Source organism: Corynebacterium otitidis ATCC 51513, assembly GCF_000296405.1.
Taxonomy (GTDB): Bacteria; Actinomycetota; Actinomycetes; order Mycobacteriales; family Mycobacteriaceae; genus Corynebacterium; species Corynebacterium otitidis.
Genome location: NZ_JH815195.1, coordinates 87,273 through 110,999 on the forward strand (window position 1 = coordinate 87,273; position 23,727 = coordinate 110,999).

Annotated in this window: 18 protein-coding genes, 4 tRNA genes and 1 pseudogene; 4 read left to right on the forward strand and 19 right to left on the reverse strand. The window is 70.5% G+C overall.

The genetic code is table 11. The annotated features are described in order from the left end of the window. Nucleotides 1-171: 171 nt before the first annotated feature. The 18 genes and pseudogenes from HMPREF9719_RS07875 to HMPREF9719_RS07955 form a co-directional block, all read right to left on the reverse strand. Nucleotides 172-4,182 carry a DNA-directed RNA polymerase subunit beta' gene (locus tag HMPREF9719_RS07875; RefSeq protein ID WP_004601464.1) on the reverse strand — a complete coding sequence of 1,337 codons (4,011 nt, stop codon included), beginning with the start codon at nt 4,180-4,182 and terminating at the stop codon, nt 172-174. Nucleotides 4,183-4,299: 117 nt separating this feature from the next. Then, complete coding sequence (gene rpoB, locus HMPREF9719_RS07880) at nt 4,300-7,788, reverse strand: DNA-directed RNA polymerase subunit beta (protein ID WP_038076062.1); 3,489 nt, start codon at nt 7,786-7,788, stop codon at nt 4,300-4,302. 391 nt (nt 7,789-8,179) lie between these two features. Continuing rightward, nucleotides 8,180-8,569, reverse strand: coding sequence for a 50S ribosomal protein L7/L12 (gene rplL / locus HMPREF9719_RS07885; RefSeq protein WP_004601466.1), 390 nt, complete (start codon nt 8,567-8,569; stop codon nt 8,180-8,182). A gap of 81 nt (nt 8,570-8,650) precedes the next feature. Next, on the reverse strand, nt 8,651-9,166 hold the full coding sequence (rplJ, locus tag HMPREF9719_RS07890) for a 50S ribosomal protein L10 (RefSeq protein WP_004601467.1): 516 nt from the start codon (nt 9,164-9,166) through the stop codon (nt 8,651-8,653). Nucleotides 9,167-9,514: 348 nt separating this feature from the next. Further along, nucleotides 9,515-10,219: a 50S ribosomal protein L1 gene (gene rplA, locus HMPREF9719_RS07895; protein ID WP_004601468.1), complete on the reverse strand. Its 705-nt coding sequence runs from the start codon at nt 10,217-10,219 to the stop codon at nt 9,515-9,517. A gap of 116 nt (nt 10,220-10,335) precedes the next feature. After that, nucleotides 10,336-10,764, reverse strand: coding sequence for a 50S ribosomal protein L11 (gene rplK / locus HMPREF9719_RS07900; protein WP_004601469.1), 429 nt, complete (start codon nt 10,762-10,764; stop codon nt 10,336-10,338). Nucleotides 10,765-11,164: 400 nt separating this feature from the next. Further along, complete coding sequence (nusG, locus tag HMPREF9719_RS07905; protein WP_004601470.1) at nt 11,165-12,106, reverse strand: transcription termination/antitermination protein NusG; 942 nt, start codon at nt 12,104-12,106, stop codon at nt 11,165-11,167. 152 nt (nt 12,107-12,258) lie between these two features. Further along, complete coding sequence (secE, locus tag HMPREF9719_RS07910) at nt 12,259-12,582, reverse strand: preprotein translocase subunit SecE (RefSeq protein WP_004601471.1); 324 nt, start codon at nt 12,580-12,582, stop codon at nt 12,259-12,261. Between the two features lie 165 nt (nt 12,583-12,747). Then, nucleotides 12,748-12,823, reverse strand: a tRNA-Trp gene (locus tag HMPREF9719_RS07915). A gap of 73 nt (nt 12,824-12,896) precedes the next feature. Beyond that, nucleotides 12,897-12,968 (reverse strand) — tRNA-Met (locus HMPREF9719_RS07920). Nucleotides 12,969-13,066: 98 nt separating this feature from the next. Further along, a tRNA-Thr gene (locus tag HMPREF9719_RS07925) sits at nt 13,067-13,139 on the reverse strand. A 311-nt stretch (nt 13,140-13,450) separates the two neighbouring features. Next, nucleotides 13,451-13,533, reverse strand: a tRNA-Tyr gene (locus HMPREF9719_RS07930). Nucleotides 13,534-13,636: 103 nt separating this feature from the next. Continuing rightward, nucleotides 13,637-14,686 carry a polyprenyl synthetase family protein gene (locus HMPREF9719_RS07935; protein ID WP_004601472.1) on the reverse strand — a complete coding sequence of 350 codons (1,050 nt, stop codon included), beginning with the start codon at nt 14,684-14,686 and terminating at the stop codon, nt 13,637-13,639. 145 nt (nt 14,687-14,831) lie between these two features. Beyond that, on the reverse strand, nt 14,832-15,521 hold the full coding sequence (locus tag HMPREF9719_RS09845) for a demethylmenaquinone methyltransferase (RefSeq protein WP_237737918.1): 690 nt from the start codon (nt 15,519-15,521) through the stop codon (nt 14,832-14,834). A 150-nt stretch (nt 15,522-15,671) separates the two neighbouring features. Beyond that, a pseudogene (locus HMPREF9719_RS09850) lies at nt 15,672-16,676 on the reverse strand (glycosyltransferase family 4 protein); the annotation flags it as partial. Nucleotides 16,677-16,680: 4 nt separating this feature from the next. After that, nucleotides 16,681-17,130, reverse strand: coding sequence for a DUF3592 domain-containing protein (locus tag HMPREF9719_RS07945; protein ID WP_004601474.1), 450 nt, complete (start codon nt 17,128-17,130; stop codon nt 16,681-16,683). Next, nucleotides 17,127-18,767: a 2-succinyl-5-enolpyruvyl-6-hydroxy-3-cyclohexene-1-carboxylic-acid synthase gene (gene menD, locus HMPREF9719_RS07950; RefSeq protein ID WP_004601475.1), complete on the reverse strand. Its 1,641-nt coding sequence runs from the start codon at nt 18,765-18,767 to the stop codon at nt 17,127-17,129. Before menD ends, HMPREF9719_RS07945 begins: the two co-directional genes overlap by 4 nt. A gap of 5 nt (nt 18,768-18,772) precedes the next feature. Next, nucleotides 18,773-19,777: an o-succinylbenzoate synthase gene (locus tag HMPREF9719_RS07955; RefSeq protein WP_004601476.1), complete on the reverse strand. Its 1,005-nt coding sequence runs from the start codon at nt 19,775-19,777 to the stop codon at nt 18,773-18,775. 84 nt (nt 19,778-19,861) lie between these two features. Here HMPREF9719_RS07955 and HMPREF9719_RS07960 point away from each other — a divergent pair, with 84 nt between their 5' ends. From HMPREF9719_RS07960 to HMPREF9719_RS07970, 3 genes are read left to right on the forward strand one after another with little or no spacing between them, the layout of a single operon-like run. Continuing rightward, nucleotides 19,862-20,818, forward strand: coding sequence for a 1,4-dihydroxy-2-naphthoyl-CoA synthase (locus HMPREF9719_RS07960; protein ID WP_004601477.1), 957 nt, complete (start codon nt 19,862-19,864; stop codon nt 20,816-20,818). Between the two features lie 53 nt (nt 20,819-20,871). After that, entirely contained in the window at nt 20,872-22,026 is a 1,155-nt protein-coding gene (gene menE, locus HMPREF9719_RS07965) for an o-succinylbenzoate--CoA ligase (RefSeq protein WP_004601478.1), read from the forward strand. 13 nt (nt 22,027-22,039) lie between these two features. Further along, entirely contained in the window at nt 22,040-22,924 is an 885-nt protein-coding gene (locus HMPREF9719_RS07970; RefSeq protein ID WP_004601479.1) for a 1,4-dihydroxy-2-naphthoate polyprenyltransferase, read from the forward strand. A 56-nt stretch (nt 22,925-22,980) separates the two neighbouring features. Here HMPREF9719_RS07970 and HMPREF9719_RS07975 read toward each other — a convergent pair whose 3' ends face one another. Beyond that, nucleotides 22,981-23,322, reverse strand: a complete 342-nt coding sequence (locus HMPREF9719_RS07975; RefSeq protein ID WP_004601480.1) for a DUF4229 domain-containing protein — start codon at nt 23,320-23,322, stop codon at nt 22,981-22,983. 79 nt (nt 23,323-23,401) lie between these two features. Between HMPREF9719_RS07975 and HMPREF9719_RS07980 the strand changes: the two genes are divergently transcribed. Continuing rightward, nucleotides 23,402-23,727 (forward strand): hypothetical protein (locus tag HMPREF9719_RS07980; protein ID WP_244848210.1); only part of this gene is annotated, 326 nt, incomplete at its 3' end.

Consider the following 23,727-nt stretch of genomic DNA (forward strand, 5'->3'; position numbering starts at 1 on the left):
CTGAACACAGTTTTCTCACCGCGCGATCCTCTCAGGCCCTCACAGGCTTCTAGGGGGAAATTTTTATACGTTTCGTGACCATAGCACCGGGAGCGGCCTGGGCACGCGAAACGCCCCCGCTAGCGGGTGCTAGCGGGGGCGGGCGCTAAGCGGCTACTCGCCTATCGCGCGTTACAGGTCGAACGCCTCGTCGAGCGGGACGCTCGCGCCGGTGAACTCGCTGTAGCCGTCGTCGCCGTAGATCGAGTCCCCGTAAGTGGGGATCGAGTAGGCGGCGTTCTTCGCCGAGTCGCTCGGCTTCACGGAGATGTTCCGGTACTTGGAGATTCCCGTGCCGGCCGGGATGAGCTTACCGATGATGACGTTCTCTTTGAGCCCGATGAGCTTGTCGGAGCGCTTGTTGATCGCCGCGTCGGTGAGCACTCGGGTCGTCTCCTGGAAGGAGGCGGCCGACAGCCAGGACTCGGTCGCCAGCGAGGCCTTGGTGATGCCCATGATCTCGCTGCGGAGCTCCGCGGGCTCGCCGTCGGCGGCGACCGCCTCGGCGTTGGCCTGCTTCGCCTCGGCGAGGTCGACCAGCGTGCCGGGCAGGTACTCCGTCGAGCCCGAGTTGATGACCGTGCCGCGGCGCAGCATCTGGCGGATGATGATCTCGATGTGCTTGTCGTGGATCGCCACGCCCTGCGTGCGATAGACGGTCTGCACCTCGTCGATGAGGTGCTTCTCCACGCCGCGGCGGCCCTGCACCTCGAGCACGTCGTGCGGATCCGCGGCGCCGCGCATGAGGCGGTCGCCCGCCTCGACGTGGTCGCCGTCGCGCAGCGCGCGCTCGATCGTCGCCGCCGGGTTCGACTCCATCGGCCGCTTGACCTGCGCGAGCCCCTGCCGCTTCGAGAGCTTCTCGTAGACGACGTCGTCGCCGCCGTCGTCCGGGCTGATGCGCACCGTGTAGAAGTTGCCCTCGTCCTCGAGGTGGACCGTGCCGTCGACCGACGCGATCGGCGAGACGTTCTTCGGCACGCGGGCCTCGAAGAGCTCCTGGACGCGCGGCAGGCCACCGGTGATGTCGCCACCGACGCCGCCCTGGTGGAACGTGCGCATGGTCAGCTGGGTGCCCGGCTCGCCGATCGACTGGGCGGCGACGATGCCGACCGCCTCGCCGATGTCGACGAGCTCGCCGGAGGCCATCGAGCGGCCGTAGCACTTCGCGCACACGCCGGTCGCCGTCTGGCAGGTCATGACCGAGCGGACGCGCACCCGCTCGATGCCAGCCTCGACGAGGCGGGAGATGTTCTCGTCCTCGAGCTCGGCGCCGGCCTCGAGCACGACGTTGCCGTCCTCGTCCTTCGCGTCGAGCGCGAGCACGCGGCCCTGCACGGAGGTCTCGATGAGGTCGTGCGGCACGTGCCCGGTGACGTTGCCCTCGGCGTCGAGCACCGGCTCGGAGACCGGGACGCTCACGCCCTGCTCGGTGCCGCAGTCCGCCTCGCGGACGATGACGTCCTGCGCGACGTCGACGAGACGGCGGGTGAGGTAGCCCGAGTCCGCGGTGCGCAGCGCGGTGTCCGCCAGGCCCTTGCGGGAGCCGTGCGAGTTGTTGAAGTACTCGAGAACCGACAGGCCCTCGCGGAAGGAGGTCTTGATCGGGCGGGTGATGTAGTCACCCTTCGAGTTCACGACCATGCCCTTCATGCCGGCGAGCGTCCAGATCTGGCGCATGTTTCCGGCCGCGCCCGACTTCACGATCATCGGGATCGGGTTGTCGTCCGGGTAGAGCGCCTCGACGGCCTGGCCGACCTCGTCGGTGGCGTCCTTCCACAGTTCCACGAGGCGGTCGTAGCGCTCGCGCTCGGTGAGCGCGCCCTGGTTCCAGTACTTGCGCTCGATCTGGCGGGCCTGCTCCTCGTAGCGCTCGAGGATCTCCGTCTTGTTCGGGAGCACGAGCACGTCGTTAATGGAGATGGTCACGCCGGAGCGGGTCGCCCAGTAGAACCCGGCGTCCTTCATCTTGTCCATCGTCTGCGCCACCGTGATCATCGGGTAGCGCGCCGCGAGCTCGTTGATGACGTCGCCGAGGAGGATCTTGCCCTCGCCGCCGCCCTTACGGACCATGACGCCCTCGAGGTACGGGTAGTTCCACGGCAGGAGCTCGTTGAAGAGAATCCGGCCGAGCGTGGTGTCGGCGAGCCATTTCTGGCCGCGCTCCCACCCGTCGGGGAACTGCTCCTCCTCGATCTCCTTCGGCGGGCGAAGGTGGTCGAGGTAGACCTTGATCGGCGCCTGCAGGCCGAGCACGCCCCGGTCGAAGGCCATGATCGCCTCCGCCATCGACGAGTAGGCGCCGCGCGCGGGGCCGTTCTCGTCGCCGGGGTGGTAGGCGCCCTGGCCGCCGATCTTGTCCTCGCCCTTCTCCATGGTGATGAAGTACAGGCCGGTGACCATATCCAGGCGCGGCATCGCCAGCGGCTTACCGGACGCCGGGGAGAGGATGTTGTTCGACGCGAGCATGAGCACGCGGGCCTCGGCCTGCGCCTCCGCCGAGAGCGGCAGGTGCACGGCCATCTGGTCGCCGTCGAAGTCCGCGTTGAACGCCTCGCAGGCCAGCGGGTGCAGCTGGATGGCCTTGCCCTCGACGAGCTTCGGCTCGAACGCCTGAATGCCCAGGCGGTGCAGCGTCGGCGCGCGGTTGAGCATGACCGGGTGCTCGGCGATGGCCTCCTCGAGCACGTCCCACACCTCGGGGCGCTGCCGCTCGACCATGCGCTTCGCGGACTTGATGTTCTGCGCGTAGTCGTGCTCGACGAGCCGCTTCATGACGAACGGCTTGAACAGCTCGAGCGCCATGAGCTTCGGCAGGCCGCACTCGTGCAGCTTGAGCTGCGGGCCGACGATAATCACCGAGCGGCCCGAGTAGTCCACGCGCTTACCGAGCAGGTTCTGGCGGAAGCGGCCGCTCTTGCCCTTGAGCAGGTCGGAGAGCGACTTCAGCGGGCGGTTGCCCGGGCCGGCGACCGGCCGGCCGCGGCGCCCGTTGTCGAACAGCGCGTCGACCGACTCCTGAAGCATGCGCTTCTCGTTGTTGACGATGATCTCGGGCGCGCCGAGGTCGATCATCCTCTTGAGCCGGTTGTTGCGGTTGATGACGCGGCGGTAGAGGTCGTTGAGGTCCGAGGTCGCGAACCGGCCGCCGTCGAGCTGCACCATCGGGCGCAGCTCCGGCGGGATCACCGGGATCGCGTCGAGGATCATGCCGGCCGGGTCGTTGCCCGAGCGCTGGAACGCGGCGACGACCTTGAGGCGCTTCAGGGCGCGCGCCTTCTTCTGGCCCTTGCCGTTGTTGATCGTCTCGCGCAGCTGCTCCGCCTCGGCGTCGAGGTCGAAGTTCTGGATGAGCGTCTGGATCGCCTCGGCGCCCATCCCGCCGGTGAAGTAGTCCTGGTAGCGGTCCTCGAGCTCCTCGTAGATGTTCTCGTCGATGACGAGCTGCTTCGGGGCGAGCTTCTGGAACGTCTGCCACACCTCGTCGAGGCGCTCGACCTCGCGCTCGGCGCGGTCGCGGATGTGCTGGATCTCCTTCTCCGCGGCGTTCTGCACCTTGCGCTTCGCGTCGGCCTTCGCGCCGTTCGCCTCGAGCTCCGCGAGGTCCTCCTCGAGCTTCTGCTGGCGCTCGGCGACGTCAGACTCGGCGTCCTTCTCGACGTCCTGCTTCTCGAGCAGCATGTCGGCCTCGAGGTCCTCGAGGTCCTCGTGGCGGGCCTCCTCGTCGACGGAGGTAACGATGTTCGCCGCGAAGTAGATGATCCGCTCGAGGTCCTTCGGCGCGAGGTCGAGCAGGTAGCCCAGGCGCGAGGGCACGCCCTTGAAGTACCAGATGTGGGTGACCGGGGCGGCCAGGTTGATGTGGCCCATGCGCTCGCGGCGCACCTTCGACTTCGTCACCTCGACGCCGCAGCGCTCGCAGATGATGCCCTTGTAGCGGACGCGCTTGTACTTCCCGCAGGCGCACTCCCAGTCGCGCGTCGGCCCGAAGATCCGCTCGCAGAACAGGCCGTCCTTCTCCGGCTTGAGGGTGCGGTAGTTGATGGTCTCCGGCTTCTTCACCTCGCCCTTGGACCAGCGGCGGATGTCGTCGGCGGTCGCGAGGCCGATGCGAAGCTCATCGAAGAGGTTTACGTCGAACACGTAATTCCCTTTCCCTTCTTTAGGGATAGTTGGTGGCGCTTAAACCGAAGTGTCTTCCCCCACCCGCCGGCCCGGGGTCGCGGGGCCGGCGGGGAAGGTGGCGTGGATCGCGCTTAGCTAGGCGATCTCCGGCTCGTCGTTCTTCTCGTCCCGGGAGAGGTTGATGCCCAGTGTCGAGGACTCCATGTCGTCGTCGTCCGAGCCCGAGAGCTCCATGGGGATCCCGTCCGCGGAGAGCACCTCCACGTTGAGGCACAGGGACTGCAGCTCCTTGAGCAGAACCTTGAACGACTCGGGGATGCCCGGGTCGGGGATGTTCTCGCCCTTGACGATCGCCTCGTAGACCTTCACTCGGCCCACGACGTCGTCCGACTTGATGGTGAGCAGCTCCTGCAGGGTGTAGGCCGCGCCGTACGCCTGCATGGCCCACACCTCCATCTCGCCGAAGCGCTGACCACCGAACTGGGCCTTACCGCCCAGCGGCTGCTGGGTGATCATCGAGTACGGGCCGGTCGAGCGGGCGTGGATCTTCTCGTCGACGAGGTGGTGGAGCTTGAGCATGTACATGTAGCCCACCGACACAGGGAACGGGAAGGGCTCCCCGGAGCGCCCGTCGAAGAGCACCGCCTTGCCCTGGTCGTCGACCATGACGTCGCCGTCGCGGTTCGGCCGCGAGTTCGCGAGCAGCCCGTTGATCTCCGAGTTCAGCGCGCCGTCGAACACCGGGGTCGCGGTCAGCGAGTTCGCCGGCACGTCGTAGAGCTCCTCCGGGAGGGTCTTGAGCAGCTCCGCGTTGCGCTCGTCGTCCGGGTCGACCTTCCAGCCCGCCGACGCGAGCCAGCCGAGGTGCGTCTCGAGGACCTGGCCGATGTTCATGCGGCGCGGCACGCCGTGCGTGTTGAGCAGGATGTCCATCGGGGTGCCGTCCGCCATGAACGGCATGTCCTCCGGCGGGAGGATCTTGCCGACGACGCCCTTGTTGCCGTGGCGGCCGGCCATCTTGTCGCCGTCCTGGATCTTGCGCTTCTGCGCGACGTAGACCCGGATCATCTCGTTGACGCCGGCAGACAGGTCGTCGTCGTCCTCGCGGGAGAAACGCTCCACGCCGATGACCTTGCCGGTCTCGCCGTGCGGCACCTTCAGCGAGGTGTCGCGCACCTCGCGGGCCTTCTCGCCGAAGATCGCGCGCAGCAGCCGCTCCTCCGGGGTGAGCTCCGTCTCGCCCTTCGGGGTGACCTTGCCGACGAGGATGTCGCCGGCGCGCACGTCCGCGCCGATGCGCACGATGCCGTGCTCGTCGAGGTCCGCGAGGACGTCCTCGGCGACGTTCGGGATCTCGCGGGTGATCTCCTCGGCGCCGAGCTTCGTGTCGCGCGCGTCGATCTCGTGCTCCTCGATGTGGATCGAGGTGAGGATGTCCTCCTCGACGATGCGCTGGTTGAGGATGACGGCGTCCTCGTAGTTGTGGCCCTCCCACGGCATGAAGCCGACCAGCAGGTTGCGGCCCAGCGAGAGCTCGCCGTCGTGGGTGCCCGGCCCGTCGGCGAGCACGTGGCCCTCCTCGACGCGGTCGCCCACGGACACGAGCGGGGTCTGGTTGTAGCAGGTGCCCTGGTTGGTGCGCTCGAACTTGCGGAGCAGCTCGGTGTAGCGCTTGCCCTCGTCGTCCATGACCGTGATGTAGTCGGCCGTGACGTCCTCGACGACGCCGGCGCGCTTCGCGGTCACGAGGTCGCCCGAGTCGTAGGCGGCGTACTTCTCCATGCCGGTGCCGACGAGCGGGGACTCCGGGCGCAGGAGCGGCACCGCCTGGCGCTGCATGTTCGCGCCCATGAGGGCGCGGTTCGCGTCGTCGTGCTCGAGGAACGGAATCATCGCCGTCGCCACGGAGACCATCTGGCGGGGGCTGACGTCGAGGTAATCGACGCCCTTGGCGTCGGTGACCTGGATGTCGCCGTCCTTGACGCGCACCTCGATGCGGCCCTGGGTGATGTTGCCCTCGGCGTCGACCTCGGTCTTCGCCTCCGCGATCGCGAAGCGGTCCTCTTCGTCGGCGGGCAGGTACTCGACCTCGTCGGTGACCTTGCCGTCGACGACCTTGCGGTACGGCGTCTCGATGAAGCCGAACGCATTCACCCGGCCGTAGGTCGCGAGCGAGCCGATCAGCCCGATGTTCGGGCCCTCAGGAGTCTCGATCGGGCACATGCGGCCGTAGTGCGACGGGTGAACGTCTCGGACCTCGATGCCGGCGCGCTCGCGCGACAGGCCGCCCGGGCCCAGCGCCGAGAGGCGGCGCTTATGGGTCAGCCCGGACAGGGCGTTGTTCTGGTCCATGAACTGCGAGAGCTGGGACGTGCCGAAGAACTCCCGGATCGCCGCGGAGACCGGGCGGACGTTGATGAGCGAGGTCGGGGTGATCGACTCGGCGTCCTGGGTGGTCATGCGCTCGCGCACGACGCGCTCCATGCGGGCGAGGCCGACGCGGACCTGGTTCTGCACGAGCTCGCCGACCGTGCGCAGGCGGCGGTTGCCGAAGTGGTCGATGTCGTCGGTCTCGATGGAAAGCTCCACGCCGTCCGGGGAGGTCATCGTCCGCTCGCCAGCGTGCAGGCGCACGAGGTACTCGAGCGTGGTAGCGATGTCCTCCTCGGTGAGCGTCATAAGCCCATTGTCGTCGCGGTTAAGGCCGAGCTTGCGGCTCGCCTTGTACCGGCCGACCTTGGCCAGCGAGTACCGCTTCGGCTCGAAGAACGAGTTGTCGAGCAGCGACTGCGCGAGCTCGCGGGTGGGCTGCTCGCCCGGGCGCTGCTTGCGGTAGATCTCGAGGAGCGCCTGGTCGGTGTTGTCGACGGCGTCGTTCTCGAGGGTGGACATCATGAGCTCGGAGAAGCCGAACCGGTCGCGGATCTGCTCCGAGGTCCAGCCGAGCGCCTTGAGCAGCACGGTGACCGGCTGGCGGCGCTTGCGGTCGATGCGCACGCCGACGGTGTCGCGCTTGTCGACGTCGAACTCCAGCCACGCGCCGCGCGACGGGATGATCTTCACCGAGTGCAGCGGGCGCTCGGTGGACTTGTCGATCGTCTCGTCGAAGTAGACGCCCGGGGAGCGCACGAGCTGGGAGACGATGACGCGCTCGGTGCCGTTGATGATGAACGTGCCCTTGTCGGTCATCATCGGGAAGTCGCCGATGAAGACCGTCTGGGACTTGATCTCCTGGGTGTCGTTGTTGATGAACTCCGCGGTGACGTAGAGCGGCGCGGAGTAGTTAATGTCCTTCTCCTTGGCCTCCTCGATCGTCGTCTTGACGTCCTCGAAGCGCGGCTCGGAGAGCGAGAGCGACATCGTCCCGGAGTAATCCTGGATCGGGGAGAGCTCCTCGAGGATCTCCTCGAGCCCGCTGCGGGGCGACTCGACACCCTGCTCGCGCTGGCGGTCGCGCCACTCGGGCGTGCCGATCAGCCACGAGAACGACTGGCGCTGCAGGTCGAGCAGGCCGGGAATCTCGATGGGCTCGCTGTACTTGGCGAAGGAGTAACGGTCAGGGACACCGGGAATTTTCGACGACATGGTCTGGCGGGAGACTGCCAAATCGGGTCCTTCCAGCACCTCACGCGGAGCGGGGACTCGGCGCGTGAATCCCCGGAACCGCTGGTAAATATAGCATTCCTCTGCTTCGGGAGCTTCCGGCCCTAGAGCCCACAAAACGACCTTGTCAAGTCCCTCTTTTTCGCGAGGTGACCAGCAAGGCTTCGTCGTTTGCGGTCGTGGTCCCAGGGGCGGACTCCGGCGCAACGGTCAAGCCTATACCACACTGACCCCGAAGGCAAGAACCTTCCCCGGTCACGGGGCTGAGCGCGCCCCGCGCGGGCTGTCCCGGCGGCCCCTGCGACAGCAAGAAATTGGCACTCGTTTTGCATACAGCAAAGCGCCCGCCCGGCGTGGTGCCGGACGGGCGCTGTGTGTCGCGCGTCTCCCCGCTATCTAGCGGGGGTCGCTGCTACTTGAGGGAGACGGAGGCGCCCGCGTCCTCGAGCTTGGACTTGGCGGCCTCGGCGTCCTCCTTGGAGGCGCCCTCGAGGACGGCCTTCGGGGCGGACTCGACGAGCTCCTTGGCCTCCTTGAGGCCCAGGCCGGAGACGATCTCGCGGACGGCCTTAATGACGCCGATCTTCTTGGCGCCGGCGTCCTCGATGACGACGTCGAACTCGGTCTGCTCCTCGCCAGCGCCCTCGCCGGCGTCGCCGGCGGCCGGGGCGGCCGCGGCCGCGACCGGGGCGGCGGCGGTGACGTCGAAGACGTCCTCGAACTCCTTGACGAACTCGGAGAGCTCGATGAGGGTCATCTCCTTGAAGGCATCGATGAGCTCATCCTTGGAAAGCTTGGCCATGATGGCGTCCTTTCTCTCGCATCGGCCGGGCGCTTCGCCCGGGCGTGACGGTGGTGGGCCGCGCCGCTCGGCGCGGGCTCCTTAGTTTTCCTTCTTGTCCTGCAGGGCCGCCGACAGGCGGGCCACCTTGGAGGTGGGCTCGTTGAACAGGCTTGCAGCCTTCGCCAGGGAACCCTTGAGGGCGCCGGCCAGCTTGGCCAGCGTCGTCTCACGGTTGTCGAGGCTCGCGACGGCGTTGACCTGGTCGGCGCTGAGCGCAGCGCCGTCCATGTAGCCGCCCTTGATGACGAACGCCTCGTTGTCCTCGCCGAACTTCTTCAGCACCTTGGCCGGGTCGACGGCCTCGCCCTTGATGAAGGCGACGGCGGTCGGGCCGGTGAGGAGGTCGTCGAGCTCCGTGATGCCGGCGTCGTTAGCCGCCAGCTTGATCAGGGTGTTCTTGGCGACGGAGTACTGCACGTCCGCGCCCAGGGAACGGCGCAGCTCGGTGGTCTGCGCGACCGAGAGCCCGCGGTACTCCGTGAGCACGATGCTGTCGGACTCGTCGAAACGGTTCTTCAGAGCCTTCAGCTCGGCCTCGTTCTTGGGGTTGGCCATGGTACTTCGCCTCCTTCCTCGTTCACATCGTCATGTGTATCTCCGCCCGGGGCTTCACGCCCGCGCCCGCTCCCCGCGAAAAACAGGGGGGCCGACACGACGAAAGCCCCGTGCAGAAGCACAGGGCATCGGGAGGCGGCCCGCTCACATACGGGCCGCGTGCGCCAAGTGTCTCCTGCGTGGGCCGCCCCAACACTCTCGTGCAGGGAACCTTCGACCCGGAACGAAACGCCCCGGGTGACCGACGGTCTTCGGTGAAACTTGAGCTGGACCATCAGGGCCGTGGATCGGCCCCGGTCCGGTCAAACTTCGCGGGTGATGATAGCCGCCTTCGCGGCGATCGGCAAGTTACGCCGTGTAGCCCTTCGTCACGGAGACGTCCACCGGCACGCCGGGGCCCGTCGTCGCGGACACGGTCGCCTTCTTGAGGTACACGCCCTTCGAGGTCGACGGCTTGAGGCGGCGGACCTCGTCGAGAAGCGCGCCGTAGTTCTCCGCGAGCGCCTCGGCGCTGAAGGAGGCCTTGCCGATGACCGCGTGAAGGTTCGCGGCCTTGTCGACGCGGAAGGAGATCTTGCCGCCCTTGATGTCGGCGACGGCCTTCGCGACGTCGGTGGTCACCGTGCCGGTCTTCGGGTTCGGCATGAGGCCGCGGGGCCCGAGGATGCGGGCGACCCGGCCGACGCGGGCCATCTGGTCCGGGGTGGCGATCGCGGCGTCGAAGTCCGTCCAGCCGCCCTGGATCCGCTCGAGGAGCTCGTCGGTGCCGACGACGTCGGCGCCCGCCTCCTCGGCGGCGGTGGCGTTCGTACCCTCGGCGAAGACGACGACGCGCACGGTCTTACCGGTGCCGTTCGGCAGGGAGACGGTGCCGCGCACGAGCTGGTCGGCCTTGCGCGGATCGACGCCGAGGCGGAACGACACGTCGATCGTGGAGTCGGTGTTCTTCGAGGAGGTCTGCTTCGCGAGCTCCACCGCCTCGCGGGGGCTGTAGCGGTGCGTGCGGTCGACGAGCGCCGCCTTTTCCTTGTACGCCTTGCTGCGCTTGCTCATGGTTGAAAAGTCCTCTTTCCTCAGGAAACGGGATTGGGCTGTGGTGGTCTACCGGGCCAGAGCGGGCCCTACCACCTGGGCGTGCCTCCCGGCCGGTTACCGGGGAGCGCTGCGGGCTAGTCCGCGACGGTGAGGCCCATGGAGCGGGCCGTGCCGGCGATGATCTTCTTCGCGGCCTCGATGTCGCGGGCGTTGAGGTCGTCCTGCTTCTGCTCGGCGATCTCCCGGAGCTGGTCCTGGGTGACGGAGCCGACCTTGTCGGTGTGCGGGACGCCCGAGCCCTTATCGACACCGGCGGCCTTGAGCAGGAGCTTCGCGGCCGGCGGGGTCTTGAGCTTGAAGTCGAAGCTGCGATCCTCGTAGACCGTGATCTCCACCGGCACGATGTTGCCGCGCTGGTTCTCGGTCGCGGCGTTGTACGCCTTGCAGAACTCCATGATGTTCACGCCGTGCGCACCGAGCGCCGGGCCGACCGGCGGGGCCGGGTTGGCCTGGCCGGCCTCGATCTGCAGCTTGATGAAGCCGGTCTGCTTCTTCTTCGCCATCGAATCTCTCCATTCCTTGCTACCGGGGCGAGCCCGTTCGATGCTCGGGCGGGCCCCGTCCGGATGCCGGGTCCTCCCCTCCCCGCCCGCGATCGCTCACGCGCCGCGGGCGCCCAGGGGTGGGATCCCGGCCACCGGGGATGTGGTTATGTACGAATCGGCACCAAAGACAAAAGTGCCGGCGTACCAGCCTACTGGCCCGCAGGCCAACGGCCAACTCTTCGTCTCTTCGGTCAAAAGATCCGGAAGGACTCTCGCTCTGAGCGGGGACAGCTACGGACGATTCGTCCGACGCTTCACGCCGCGCGTAGGCCGAAACGCATTCGGGCCCGCCGGCCGCGGCGACGGATGAGCGTCGGGTGCGGCAGGCGGGCCCGGGTAAACGGCGCCGAAAGGCCTATTACATGACCTTCTCGACCTGGTCGGCGGTGAGCTCGACGGGGGTCTCGCGGCCGAAGATGGACACGAGCGCCTCGAGCTTGCCGGTCTCCTCGTCGATGGAGGAGATCGTCGCCGACACCGACGCCAGCGCGCCGGTGAGGATGGTGACGGCCTCGCCGACCTCGAAGTCGATCTTGGGCTTCGGCTTGGACTTCTCCTCCGGGGGGGCGACGACCTGTTCGTCGTCCTTGCCGGCCTTCTTGTCGCCGGGGGCGGCCTCGCGGGGCAGGAGGAACTTCGCGACGTCGCGGGCGCGCACCGGGGTGGCGGTGCCCTCGTTGCCGACGAAGCTCGTCACGCCCTGGGTCTCGCGGATGACAGACCAGGAGCGGTCGGTGATCTCCATTCGGACGAGCACGTAGCCGGGAAGAAGCTTGCGCTTGACGATCTTGCGCTTGCCGTCGCGGATCTCCTCGGCCTCCTCGATGGGCACGGCGGCCTCGAAGATCTCGTCCTCGAGGTCGAGCGTCTGGGCGCGCATCTCGAGGTTGGTCTTCACCCGGTTCTCGTAGCCCGAGTAGCACTGGATGATGTACCACTGGCCGGGCTTCTTCTTCAGCTCGCGGGTGAACTCGCGCAGCCGGCGGCGGTACTCGCGGTCCGCGTCGCGCTCCTCGTCGTCCTCGCCGCCGGTCTCCTCGGCGTTGGCGGCGGCGTTGACGGCGTCGTCCTCGAGCTCCTGGGCGGCCTTCTCCGCGGACTCGACATCGTCGGCGGCGTCCTCGGCGCCCGCCTGGGCCTCCTCGTCCTCGAGGTCGGAGTCGTCGCCGGCGCCGCTGGCCGCGCGCGCGAGCGCGGACTCGTCGGTGCTCTGCTCCTCGGCCTCGCCCTCGGCGGGCTGCTGGCTGGCGACGGTGTCGTCGCCGTCCTCGGCGGCGCTGAAGATGTTGTTGCTGTTCACCCTACGATCACTCCATTCGCTTCGGCAGGCGTCCCCGCGGGCGTCGCCCCGGCCCCGGTTCTTGGGGGCCGCGGCGAAAAATTGATCCCGCCCTCCCCGGCTGGTCTGCGGGGCGGCGGGATTCGCGCGGCTACGTTTAGGTCTGAATTCTACTAGTTGCCCAGCACGGCCTCAACCCCCAGGCCGGTGAGGAAGTCGACGCCCCAGACGAGGGCGGTCATGAAGATGAGGAACGCAAAGACGACGACGGTGTAGATGACCATCTGCCGGGCGGTGGGCCAGATGACCTTGCGGATCTCCTCGACGACCTCGGGAAGGAAGGAGGTGACCCCGCCGCCGGGCTTCTCGTCGGACTTGTTCGCGGCACGGGCGGGCTCGGCCTTGGCCTGGTAGCTCGACGAGGTGACCGGCTGAGCGCCGGCGCGCTGCCGCTTGCCGGTCGGCTTGCTGGGCTGGGGGTTCTCGTCCTGGGCCACGGGCTTACCTCGCGCTTCCACTTCTTTCTCGGTGACGGGCCTCGCCGGGGGGCTTCTCGCTCCCCGGCGCAACGCGGACAGTCTAGCACCGCGCCGCGATACTGAAAGAGCGGAGCCCGGCCCCGAGGGCGAGGGTGTTCTCGCCTGGAAGCCGGGCTCCGCCGGTGGCAGGGGTGACAGGACTCGAACCTGCAACCTACGGTTTTGGAGACCGTTGCGCTACCAATTGCGCCACACCCCTATTCGGTTGCCGCGCCGCTTAGCGGCGCGCTCCCCGGCATGCCGCGGGGCGGGCCCGCGCCTTCCGGGGGTCGTAGCGATGGCGGGAATTGAACCCGCGACACAGCGATTATGAGTCGCTTGCTCTACCACTGAGCTACATCGCCAGGCCGTTTCATCCGCCCGGCCCCGAACTTCCCGGGGGCCCGATCGCGTCGACCTGCACTCCCACCGAAAGCCCGTCGGGGCCTTTGGGATAAAACAGAGCCCCCTAACAGAATCGAACTGTTGACCTTTTCCTTACCATGGAAACGCTCTGCCGACTGAGCTAAGGGGGCGTGCCCACAACAGGAAGCATTCACCCGAGCCAAACCTCGGCGCCCGCTCCCTTGAGGGCGATAAGAAGAGTAACCCGGCCCGCCCGATCGGGGCAAATTCCCACATCAGGCGTGGTTTTCGGCCACCCGCGCCGGCTGTCTCGCCGCGCCCGCGCGCAGTACCGCCGCGGGGCCGCTTGCCGGCGACAACCGCGCGTGAGCGCCCTCAGAGGCCGCGCCCGCCCGAGCGGCGGCGCGGGTTGCCTCGACGAGCTAAGAGACGGCGAAGGCCCCGGCGGGATTCCTCCCGTCGGGGCCTTCGCCTCGTGCGGTGCCAGGTAGAAGATTCGAACTTCTGAAGGCATACGCCGGCGGATTTACAGTCCGCTTCCTTTGGCCGCTCGGACAACCTGGCTTTCGCCCCGCGCCTCGCGCGGTGCGGGGTGTATCTTAACCCGAACCGGCGCGGCGCCTCCAAATCGCCGCCGCGGCCAGCCGTTATGGGGCTTACCCGGCCCCTAGGAAAGGCGGGCGCGCGAGTAGTCGGCGAGCTGCTCGAGCGCGCGGGTCGCGGGGCAGTCGGGCAGCCCGGCGAGCGCGGCCTTCGCGCGGGCGACGTGCTCGTCGACGTCGCGGAGAGCCCGGGCCTTCGCCCCGGAGTTCGCGACGAGGTCGAGGGCCTCGTCGATGAGCACGTCGCGCTCGGGCGCGTCGAGGATCTCCTTGAGGCGCGCGGCGTCGGCGGTGCCCTCGCTCATGGCGTAGACGACCGGCAGGGTGATGACCCCCTCCTTGAGATCCGTGCCGCGCTGCTTCCCGGAGGTGTCCGGCGCGGAGAAGATGTCGATGATGTCGTCGACGATCTGGAAGACGATGCCGAGCTCCGCGCCGAAGTCCTGGAGCGCCGCGGTGTGCGCCTCGCTCGCGCCGCCGTGCAGCGCCCCCAAGTACCCGGCCGAGGCGATGAGCACGCCGGTCTTCTCCTCGATGACGCGCATGTAGTGGCCGATGAGGTCGTCGTCGCGCGGCCCGATGGTCTCCCGCATCTGGCCGGTGACAAGCCTGCCGAACGTCTCCCCGAAGTGGCGGATGGTGGGCACCCCGAGGTCCGCCATGATGCCCGAGGCCCGCGCGATGAGGTGGTCGCCCGCGAGGATCGCCACCGAGTTGTTCCACCGCTCGTTGACGGAGTCCACGCCGCGGCGCCGCTCGGCCTCGTCCATGACGTCGTCGTGGTAGAGCGTCGCGAGGTGCGTCATCTCGATGACGACCGCGGCGCGCACGACGTTGCGGTTCATGGGGTCCTCGCCGTAGCTCGAGGCGAGCAGGCAGAACATCGGCCGAAAGCGCTTCCCGCCCGCCTTGACGAGGTGGAGCGCCTTGTCGGTGAGGATCTCGTCGCCCTGGCGCAGCTCGTCGACCAGCATATCCTCAACGTCCTCGAGGTGGGAGAGGATTAGCGAGTTGAGGTGGGAGTCGCCGAATCGCGGCCCGGAGGCGCCAGGCTGCGGCGACACCCCGTTGCCCTGCCCGAGCGTGGACAGGGGCGTGTGGCGGCCACTGGTCATAAGTTTGTGCGTTCCTCGTGGAAAATTGGGCGATCCCCGCGGATCACGGCGGGGATGGACGTGTCGTTAGACGTTACCGTAACCCACGGCCCAACCCGCGCCCCATTTGAGGAGCCTCGCACCCGGCGCAGCGCCGCCCGGCGGGTCATTCGGGCTTGGTCGCGGAGTGGATGGCCACCACCCCGAAGGTGAGGTTCTGCCAGCCGCAGTCGGCCCAACCGCTGCGGTTGATGAGTGCGGCGAGCTCCTCCTGGTCCGGCCACTGGCGGATCGACTCCGCGAGGTAGACGTAGGCCTCCGGGTTGGTGGCCACGGCCCGCGCCACGACGGGCAGCAGACGCATGAGGTACTCCTTGTACACCGCGCCCGCGACCGGCACCGTCGGGGTGGAGAACTCGTTGACGGTGAGCCGGCCGCCCGGCTTCGTGACCCTGGCCATCTCCTCAAGCCCGGCGCGCGGGTCGTTGAGGTTGCGCAGCCCGTAGGAGATCGTCACGGCGTCGAACGTCTCGTCGGGGAACGGGAGGTTGAGCCCGTCGCCGGCGACCATGGGCACGTCGCGCCCGCGGCCCGCCTTGAGCATCCCGAGGGAGAAGTCGCAGGACACGGCGTAGGCGCCGTTCTTGGCGAGCTCGACGGTGGAGACGCCGGTGCCGGCGGCGAGGTCGAGGACGAGCTCACCCTTGGCCGCGCCGAGGCGCTTGGTGTTGCGGCGCCGCCAGCGCCGGTCCTGTCCGAACGAGAGCACGGTGTTGGCGAGGTCGTAGTGACCGCCCACCCCGTCGAACATGCGCCGCACCTCGCGCGGCTCCTTGTCGAGGCCTGCCCTTCCCACGGGGCCCGATTCTAGCCCGCCTAGCGCCCCGGGTCGGGGCCTGGGGCCGCGCTGAATCGCGGTGGCGTAGTGCTCCTCGAGGGCGGCCATGAGCGAGCCCCAGTCGCGGCCCTCGACCGCGGCGAGGGAGGCCTTGCGGTAGGAATCGCGCCGCTCGGGCGAGGTGAGCTCGGCGACCTTGGCGGGCAGCGCGTCGGCGAAGCCCTCGACGGGCAGGAGGAAGCCGTCGACGCCGTCGTCGATGAGGTCGACGGGCCCGCCCCGGTTGGGGGCGATGGCGGGCACGCCGGAGGCGTGGGCCTCCTGCACGGTCTGGCAGAAGGTCTCGAACTCGCCGGGGTGGACGAACACGTCGAAGCTGGCGAACGCCTCGCCGAGCTTCTCGCCGCGGAGCTGCCCGGTGAACACGGCTCCGGGCAGCGCCGCCTCGAGGGTCTCGCGCTCGGGGCCCTTGCCCACGACGACGACGCGCACGCCCGGGGTGCGGCAGAGCCTGGAGAGCCGGTGGACGGCCTTCTCGGGCGCGAGCCTGCCGACGTAACCGACGACGACGTCGCTCTCCCCCGCGCCCCAGGAGCGGCGCAGCTTATTGCTTCGGCGCTCGGGCCGGAAGGTCTCGGCGTCGACGCCGCGGCCCCAGCGCGCGAGCCCGGGCACGCCCTGCTCTTTGAGCTGCTCGAGCGAGCGGGTCGAGGGCGCGAGGTTGACCGCGCAGCCCTGGTGGATGGTGCGGGTGAGCCACCAGGCGGGCTTCTCCAAGGCGGCGAGCCCGTAGCGCGCCGCGAAGCCGGGCACGTCGGTCTGGAACACGGCGACAAGCGGGAGGTTCAGCCGGTGGGCGGCTGCGGCGCCGGCGGCGCCAAGCACGAACGGCGAGGCGAGGTGCACGACGTCGGGGCGGAAGTCCTTGAGCCACGTGGTGAGCCTGGGCAGCGGGATGCCCACCGGCAGGGAGCGCACCGGGGGCACGTGCGTGGCGGGCAGGCGGCGCACGGTGACGCGGGGGTTCGCGGCGTCGCCGGGCTGCTCGTCGCCGGGCGCGATGAGCAGCACGTCGTGGCCGCGCCCGGAGAGGTAGTCGACGGTGCGGGCCACGGTGTTGGACACGCCGTTGACGGCGGGGAAGTACGACTCGGCGACGATGGCGACGCGCATGGGCTTAGCTGTCCTCCTGGTCGGGGCGGGGCGTGGGCGGCGGGGAGGTGAGCGCGTTGACCGCGAGCCACGCGCCCGCGGCGATGGCGAGCGCGGCGGCGGCGATCGACGCGGCCGGGGCGATGGCCAGCGGCCAGTTGCGGCCCTCGACCTTCGCGAGGTCGGGGCGGTGCTGGGCGTAGACGATGCGCACGACCTGTCCCTCGGCGAGCCCGCCCGGGTAGAGCAGCCCGCCGCCGGGCGAGTGGTAGAGCCCGTTACTGTCGCGGTACTCGACGTCGGTGCGCAGCACCCCAACGCGGGTGATCTCCCCGAGGCTGCGGGCGGGGTGCTCGGCGATGACGCGGTCGTTGTGCCACGCGCCGATGAGCAGCCCGAGCGCCCCGGCGACGGCGAGCGCCGCTAAGAACATGATCGCCTGGTGGAGCCGGCGGCGCAGCCGGCCCGGCCTCACCGGCCCTCCCCCTCGCCGAGGACGAGCTCGTGCAGGCGGCTGGCCTGCGTCCGGCGCGAGGCGCGGTCGGTGGCGACCTCGACGACGTTAAGCCCGCGGGGCCGCTCGGCGCGCTCGTCGAGCGCGGCGGCGAGCGCGGCGGCGTCGTCGACGAGCTCGTGGTCGACACCGAAGGCCCGGCACAGCGCCCCGATATCGGCGCCGTGCGGGGTGCCGAACGCCCGCTCGAAGGGGCCGCGCAGCGGCTCGGCGCCGACCTCGAGGGTCTCGAAGATGCCGCCGCCGTCGTCGTTCGCGACGACGATGGTTAGGTCCTCGACCTCGGGGGAGCCGACGACAGACAACAGCCCGCCGGCGTCGTGGAGGAACGCGACGTCCCCGATGAGCGCGAGCGTGCGCGGCGCGCGGGTCGCTGTCGGATCCGCGGTCTGCCGGGCGAGCGCGACGCCGATGGCCTGGGAGACGGAGCCGTCGATGCCGGCGGTGCCGCGCGGGGTGTAGACGTCGACACCGCCGAAGGGGAGGCCGGCGAGCGAGACGTCGCGCACGGGGTTGGAGGCCGCGACGAAGAGCCCGTCGCCCACGGCGAGCCCGTCGGCGAGGATCGCGGCGGCGTGCAGCCCGGTGAGCCCGCCGTCCTGGTCGGCGAGCACCTCGCGCACGGCGTCCGCGGCGAGGCTGGAGGCCTCGCGGGCGAGCGCAAGCCAGCGCTTCTCCGGGCTGCCGATGGCCTCGACGCGGGTGGCGACGCGCGCGGCGTTGCCCTCGGGGTCGGTGACGGTGCCGGTGCGGCTGAGCACGGTGACGTCGATGCCGGGGTCGGCCATAAGAGCGAGCACGTCGCGGTGGAGGGTGGGGTGCCCGACGACGACGAGCTGCTCGGGGCGGGTGGTAAGAGAGCGCTCCCCTGCCCCGATGGAGCCGCGGCGGAAGATGCCCGCGGCGAGCGGGTGGACGGGCTCGGCGGGGGCGGGCGCGCTCGGCTCGGCGATGGTGGGCACGTCCTCTAGGCCCTCGACGTCCCAGGCCTCGTCGCCGGCGACGACGAGCGTGTCGCGCGACAGATCCAGCTTCACGGAGCCGCGGTCGACCGCGGGGGCGACGGGCCGGCGCGGCGCGGGCGAGGCCTCGCCGGCGGCAGGTGGCTCCTCGGGCGCGACGAGCGGCACGTCGAGCGGCACGTTGACGTGCACGGGGCCCGCGACCTCGAGGTCGATCTCGCCCGCGGCGAGCTCCTCGCCGGAGCGGGTCGCGGCGAAGGAGGAGAAGATGCCGTCCTGCTCGATGGTCTGGCTAGCCCCCGTGCCGACGTAGCGCGAGGGCCGGTCGGCGGTGACGACGACGAGCGGGCTGTGGCTGTGGGCGGCCTCCGCGACGGCGGGCAGGCAGTTCGCCGCCGCCGTCCCGGAGGTCGTCACCACCGCCGCGGGCCGCCTCGAGGCCCTCGCGATACCGAGCGCGAGGAACGCCGCGGAGCGCTCGTCGAGGCGGGTGTGGACCCGAAGCTCGCGGCGATTGAGCAGCGCGATGCTCAGCGGCGCGTTGCGGGAGCCGGGGCAGATGACGACGTCGCGGCACGCCGCGGCGAGCCGCTCGGCGACGGCGGCGGCGAGCCGGGGCGAAGGCTGGGTGTCCATGTCGCTCATCCTAAGGCGAGGATCTCCCGGCACCGCGCGAGCCTGTCGAGCCACCAGTCGCGCCGCCCCGGCGCGGCGGCGAGCTCCGCCAGGCGCGCGGGCTCAGGCTCGACCGGCGCGGTCGGGAGCTCCCCGTCGACGAGCGGGCGGGGCTCTGCGACGTCGGCCTCGAAGAGCCGCTGGGTCGCCAGGCCCGCGGCGCGGCCCTCCGGGAGGTTCGCAGCCGCGGCAAGGCCGGCGTTCATGCCGACCGCGGTGTCGAGCGCGCTCGCCACGGTCACGGACATCCCGTGGCCGGAGAGCTCCCGGGCGATGGCGAGGAGGCGCCCCGCGCCGCCGAGCGGCGCGGCCTTGAGCACGGCGACCTCCGCGGCGCGCAGCCGCGCGACCCTAAAGGGGTCTGCGGCCTTGCGGATCGACTCGTCGGCCGCGACCGGCGTGTCGATCCTCAAGCGCGCGAGCTCCCCGCGCAGCTCGCGGAGCTCGTCTGCGCTGCGGCACGGCTGCTCGAGGTATTCCGGCTCCCCGAGGCGCGCTGCCGCCTCGGCGGCCTCCTTGACGGTCCAGCCGCCGTTGGCGTCCACGCGGATTCGCGCCTCGGGCCTCGCCTCGCGCACCGCGTTAACGCGCGCGACGTCGTCGTCGAGGTGTTGTCCGGGCTCGGCGACCTTGATCTTGAACGTGCGGCAGCCGGGGTAGCGCTCGACGAGCGCGGCGGCCTCGGCGGGCGGGAGCGCGGGGATCGTGGCGTTGACCTCGACGCGCTCGCGCCTGGGCGCCGGGAGCCCGGAGTACGCCGCCTCGAGGGCGCCGCGCAGCCACGCGGCGGCCTCCTCATCGGGGTACTCGACGAACGGGGCGAACTCGCCCCAGCCGGCCGGTCCCTCGATGAGGAGCGCCTCCCTCGTGGTGATCCCCCGGAAGCGGGCCCGCATGGGAAGCGCCACCACGACCGAGCGCTCCATAAGCTCCTCGGCGGTGGGCAGCGGCGGGGCGGGGATGTCGGCCATGGCCCCTAACGCTAGCGCGGCCGCCGGGGATCCTCGCGCCGAGCGCAGCGATGTTCGAGGCGCCGCGACGTAGGCTTGGGTGCCATGGCAGCGACAGGCAGCACGAGCGCCCCGGGCGGGGGGCAGCCCTTCGACCCCGAGCAGTGGCGCCCCGTCGAGGGCTTCGAGGACTTCAGCGACGTCACCTACCACCGCCACCGCGGACCCGGCCGCGAGTTCGGGATCGCGCGGGTGGCGTTCGACCGCCCGGAGGTGCGCAACGCGTTTCGGCCCCGCACCGTCGACGAGCTCTACCGGGCGCTCGACGACGCGCGTCGCGACCCCACGGTTGGCACCGTGCTGCTCACCGGCAACGGCCCCTCGCCCAAGGACGGGGGCTGGGCGTTCTCCTCGGGCGGGGACCAGCGCATCCGCGGGCGCTCCGGCTACCAGTACGCCGCCGGCGACAGCGACACCGAGGTCGACGAGGCCCGCACCAAGGCCGAGGGCGGCCGTCTCCACATCCTCGAGGTGCAGCGCCTCATCCGCCAGATGCCCAAGGTCGTCATAGCGCTCGTCGGCGGCTGGGCCGCCGGCGGCGGGCACTCGCTGCACGTCGTGTGCGACCTGACGATCGCCTCCAGGCAGCACGCGCGCTTCAAGCAGACCGACGCGGACGTCGGCTCCTTCGACGCGGGCTACGGCAGCGCCTACCTCGCGCGCATGGTCGGCCAGAAGCGCGCCCGGGAGATCTTCTTCCTCGGGCGGTCCTACATGGCCGAGGAGATGGAGAAGATGGGCGCGGTCAACGCGGTCGTCGACCACGCCGACCTCGAGGCCACCGGCGTCGAGTGGGCGCGCGCCATCAACGGCAAGTCCCCCACCGCGCAGCGGATGCTGAAGTTCGCGTTCAACCTCGCCGACGACGGGATGGCCGGCCAGCAGGTCTTCGCCGGGGAGGCCACCCGCCTGGCCTACATGACCGACGAGGCCCGCGAGGGCAAGGAGGCCTTCTTAGAGAAGCGCCCGCCGCGCTGGGAGGACTACCCCTACTACTATTAACCGCCAGGCCGCGACCCTTTCCCGGGGCCGCGGGGGAAGGAGGCCGCAGGACGGTGGCGCCGAGGCGATCCCACGTGCTTAGCCCCCTCGTCGTGCCCGCCGCGGACCCGGCGCGCGTCCTCGACGAGCTCGAGGCCGCGATCGCCGGCGAGGCGAGTCTTTTGCCCGTGCCCGACAACGACGAGGCGCGCGCGAGGCGGCTTGTGGACTCGCAGCTCGCCGGGCGGCCCATCGACCCGGAGGTCGCCGTCGTCGTCGCGACGTCCGGCTCGACGGGCCCGCCCAAGGGCGCGGAGCTCACCGCCGCGAACCTCGTCTCGAGCGCGGACGCGACCCACCGGCGCCTCGGCGGGCCGGGCCAGTGGCTGCTCGCCATGCCCGCCCACCACATCGCGGGCCTCCAGGTGCTCGTGCGCAGCCTGGTGGCCGGCGTCGAGCCCTACTGCCTGAACTTGAGCTCCGGGTTCTCCATTGAGGAGTTCGCGCGCGGCGCCGCGGAGCTCGACCGCACCGGCGACCGCTCGTACACCGCGCTCACCCCCATGCAGCTCGCGAAGGCGCTCGACGAGCTCGCCGGCATCGACGCGCTGCGGACCTTCGACGCGGTGCTCGTCGGCGGCGGGCCGCTCGACGAGTCCCTGCGCTCCGCGTGCGAGCGCCTCGGGATTAACGCGGTGGCGACCTACGGCTCCGCGGAGACCTCCGGCGGGCTCGTCTACGACGGCCGCCCGCTGTCCGGGGCGCGGGTGCGCGTCGAGCGAGGCTCAGGGCGCATCGTCGTCGGCGGGCCGATGGTCGCGCGCGGCTACCGCAACCGCGACTCCAATGCGTTCCCCGAGCCCGGCTGGTTTAGAACCTCGGACGCCGGGCGCCTCGACGAGGACGGGGTGCTCCACGTCGAGGGCCGGATCGACCAGGTGATCTCCACCGGGGGCCTCAAGCTCCACCCGGAGGTCCTCGAGCGGGCGCTGCGCGCGATCCCCGGCGTCGCCGAGGCCGCCGTCGCGGGCGTGCCCGACCCGCGCTTCGGGCAGGCGGTCGTCGCCGCCTACGAGGGCACCGCCGCCGCCGAGGACGTCTACGCCGGGCTCGCGGACCTGCCCCGCTGGCAACTACCCAAGCAGCTCCGCCGGGTCGAGTCGCTGCCGCGCGCGGCGCTCGGGAAGGTCGACCGCGGGGCGGTTGCCCGCCTGTTTTCCACCCCTTGAGATAATCGCGGTCATGGCACACACTCCGAGCTTCGGGCAGTGGCTCGAGGGCGCGCGCCCGCACACGTGGCCCAACGCGGTCGCCCCGGTGATCGCGGGCAGCGGCGCGGCGTACTTCGCCGGCGGGTTCTCCTGGTGGCGGGCGCTCATCGCGCTGGTGGTGGCGTGGGCGCTCATCGTCGGGGTCAACTTCGCGAACGACTACTCCGACGGGATCCGCGGCACCGACGAGGACCGCAGCGGCCCGCTGCGGCTCACCGGCAGCGGGCTCGCCCGGCCGGCCGCGGTGCGCGGCGCCGCGTTCGGCGCGTTCGGCGTCGCCGCCGTCGCCGGCGTCGCGCTGAGCGTCGTGTCCAACCCGTGGCTCATCGCCGTGGGCGCGGTGTGCATCCTCGCCGCGTGGTTCTACACCGGCGGGAAGCGCCCCTACGGCTACCGCGGCCTCGGCGAGGCCGCGGTCTTCGTGTTCTTCGGGCTGGTGGCGGTGCTCGGCACGGAGTACACCCAGTCCGGCTCCATAAGCTGGGTCGGCCTCGTCGCGGCGATCACCGTCGGGGCGCTCTCCGCGGCGGTGAACCTCGCGAACAACATCCGCGACATCCCCTCCGACGAGGCCGCCGGCAAGCGCACGCTCGCCGTGCTCCTCGGCGAGCGGCGCGCCCGCTCCCTGTTTTTGATTCTCCTCCTCGTGCCCATCCCGGGCACCGCGGCGCTGCTCTTCGCGACGTGGTGGGCGGCCTTGGGCTTCCTCGGCGCCCCGCTGCTCCTGCCCGCGGCCGCGCCGATCGTGCGCCGCGAGGCCGGCGCCCGGCTCATCCCGGTGCTCGGCGCGACCGGGCGGGCGCTTCTGGCCTGGTCGGCGCTCACCGCCATCGGGCTCGTCCTCGCCGCGACCTAGCAGCAACCCCCCGGCGGCGGGGCGCTGTCGGCCGCCCGGCGCGCGGCGCGCGGGAGCTAGCGCTCGGCGAGCTCCTCCTGGACCCAGCGCTTGCGGCGGCGGCGCACCTCCCGCCACCTCGCGAGGGAGCGCGTCGCGTCGATGCGCAGGTTGGTGAACACGAGCATCGACAGCGGGAACGCGATGAGCAGGCCGAGCAGCGCGGAGATGACGATCGGCAGGGTGATGCCGAACGCGAAGCCGATGAGCTGCACCGCCGCCGCGAGCGCGACGAAGAGGCCCAGCCTTGCGAGGCCGTACTTCAACAGAGCGCGGCGCGCGTGGCTGCCCAGCTTCGCGTCGGCGTCCGGCCCGGTGTCGGGCGAGGTGTGGTTCTCGGCCGGGGAGTGCTCGTTCATCACCCATCTACGCTAGTCATTGGGGCGGTCGTGCGGCTATTCTGGTGGGACGACAGGAGGGAGACACGTGGGCAGGTTATTGCTAATCGTTCTCATCATTCTCGCCGTCGTCCTGCTGTGGAAGGCGTTTAAGCCCAGCTCCCTGGGCGGCGGCGAGCGCCAGGGCCGCGCCCAGCGCGAGCCCCAGGTCAAGGGGCCCGACGACGACGAGGAGTTCCTCTGGACCATCGAGAAGAACCGCTTCAAGCAGCGCCGCGCGCAGGAGGCCGCGGCCCGCGAGGAGGAGGAGCGCGTCGAGCGCGCCCGGCGCCGCTACCGCCCCGCCGAGGGCGGCGGCGAGGACGCCGCCGCTAGCGAGGAGTCCGACTCCCCCGCCGAGGCGCGGGGTGAGGCCGCGGACGGCGA

Coding starts and splice junctions, on each gene's coding strand:
- rplL (WP_004601466.1), bottom strand. CDS start 8,569: ATGGCCAAGCTTTCCAAGGATGAGCTCATCGATGCCTTCAAGGAGATG.
- rplJ (WP_004601467.1), bottom strand. CDS start 9,166: ATGGCCAACCCCAAGAACGAGGCCGAGCTGAAGGCTCTGAAGAACCGT.
- rplA (WP_004601468.1), bottom strand. CDS start 10,219: ATGAGCAAGCGCAGCAAGGCGTACAAGGAAAAGGCGGCGCTCGTCGAC.
- rplK (WP_004601469.1), bottom strand. CDS start 10,764: ATGGCGAAGAAGAAGCAGACCGGCTTCATCAAGCTGCAGATCGAGGCC.
- HMPREF9719_RS07935 (WP_004601472.1), bottom strand. CDS start 14,686: ATGACCAGTGGCCGCCACACGCCCCTGTCCACGCTCGGGCAGGGCAAC.
- menD (WP_004601475.1), bottom strand. CDS start 18,767: ATGGACACCCAGCCTTCGCCCCGGCTCGCCGCCGCCGTCGCCGAGCGG.
- HMPREF9719_RS07955 (WP_004601476.1), bottom strand. CDS start 19,777: ATGGCCGACATCCCCGCCCCGCCGCTGCCCACCGCCGAGGAGCTTATG.
- HMPREF9719_RS07960 (WP_004601477.1), top strand. CDS start 19,862: ATGGCAGCGACAGGCAGCACGAGCGCCCCGGGCGGGGGGCAGCCCTTC.
- HMPREF9719_RS07970 (WP_004601479.1), top strand. CDS start 22,040: ATGGCACACACTCCGAGCTTCGGGCAGTGGCTCGAGGGCGCGCGCCCG.
- HMPREF9719_RS07975 (WP_004601480.1), bottom strand. CDS start 23,322: ATGAACGAGCACTCCCCGGCCGAGAACCACACCTCGCCCGACACCGGG.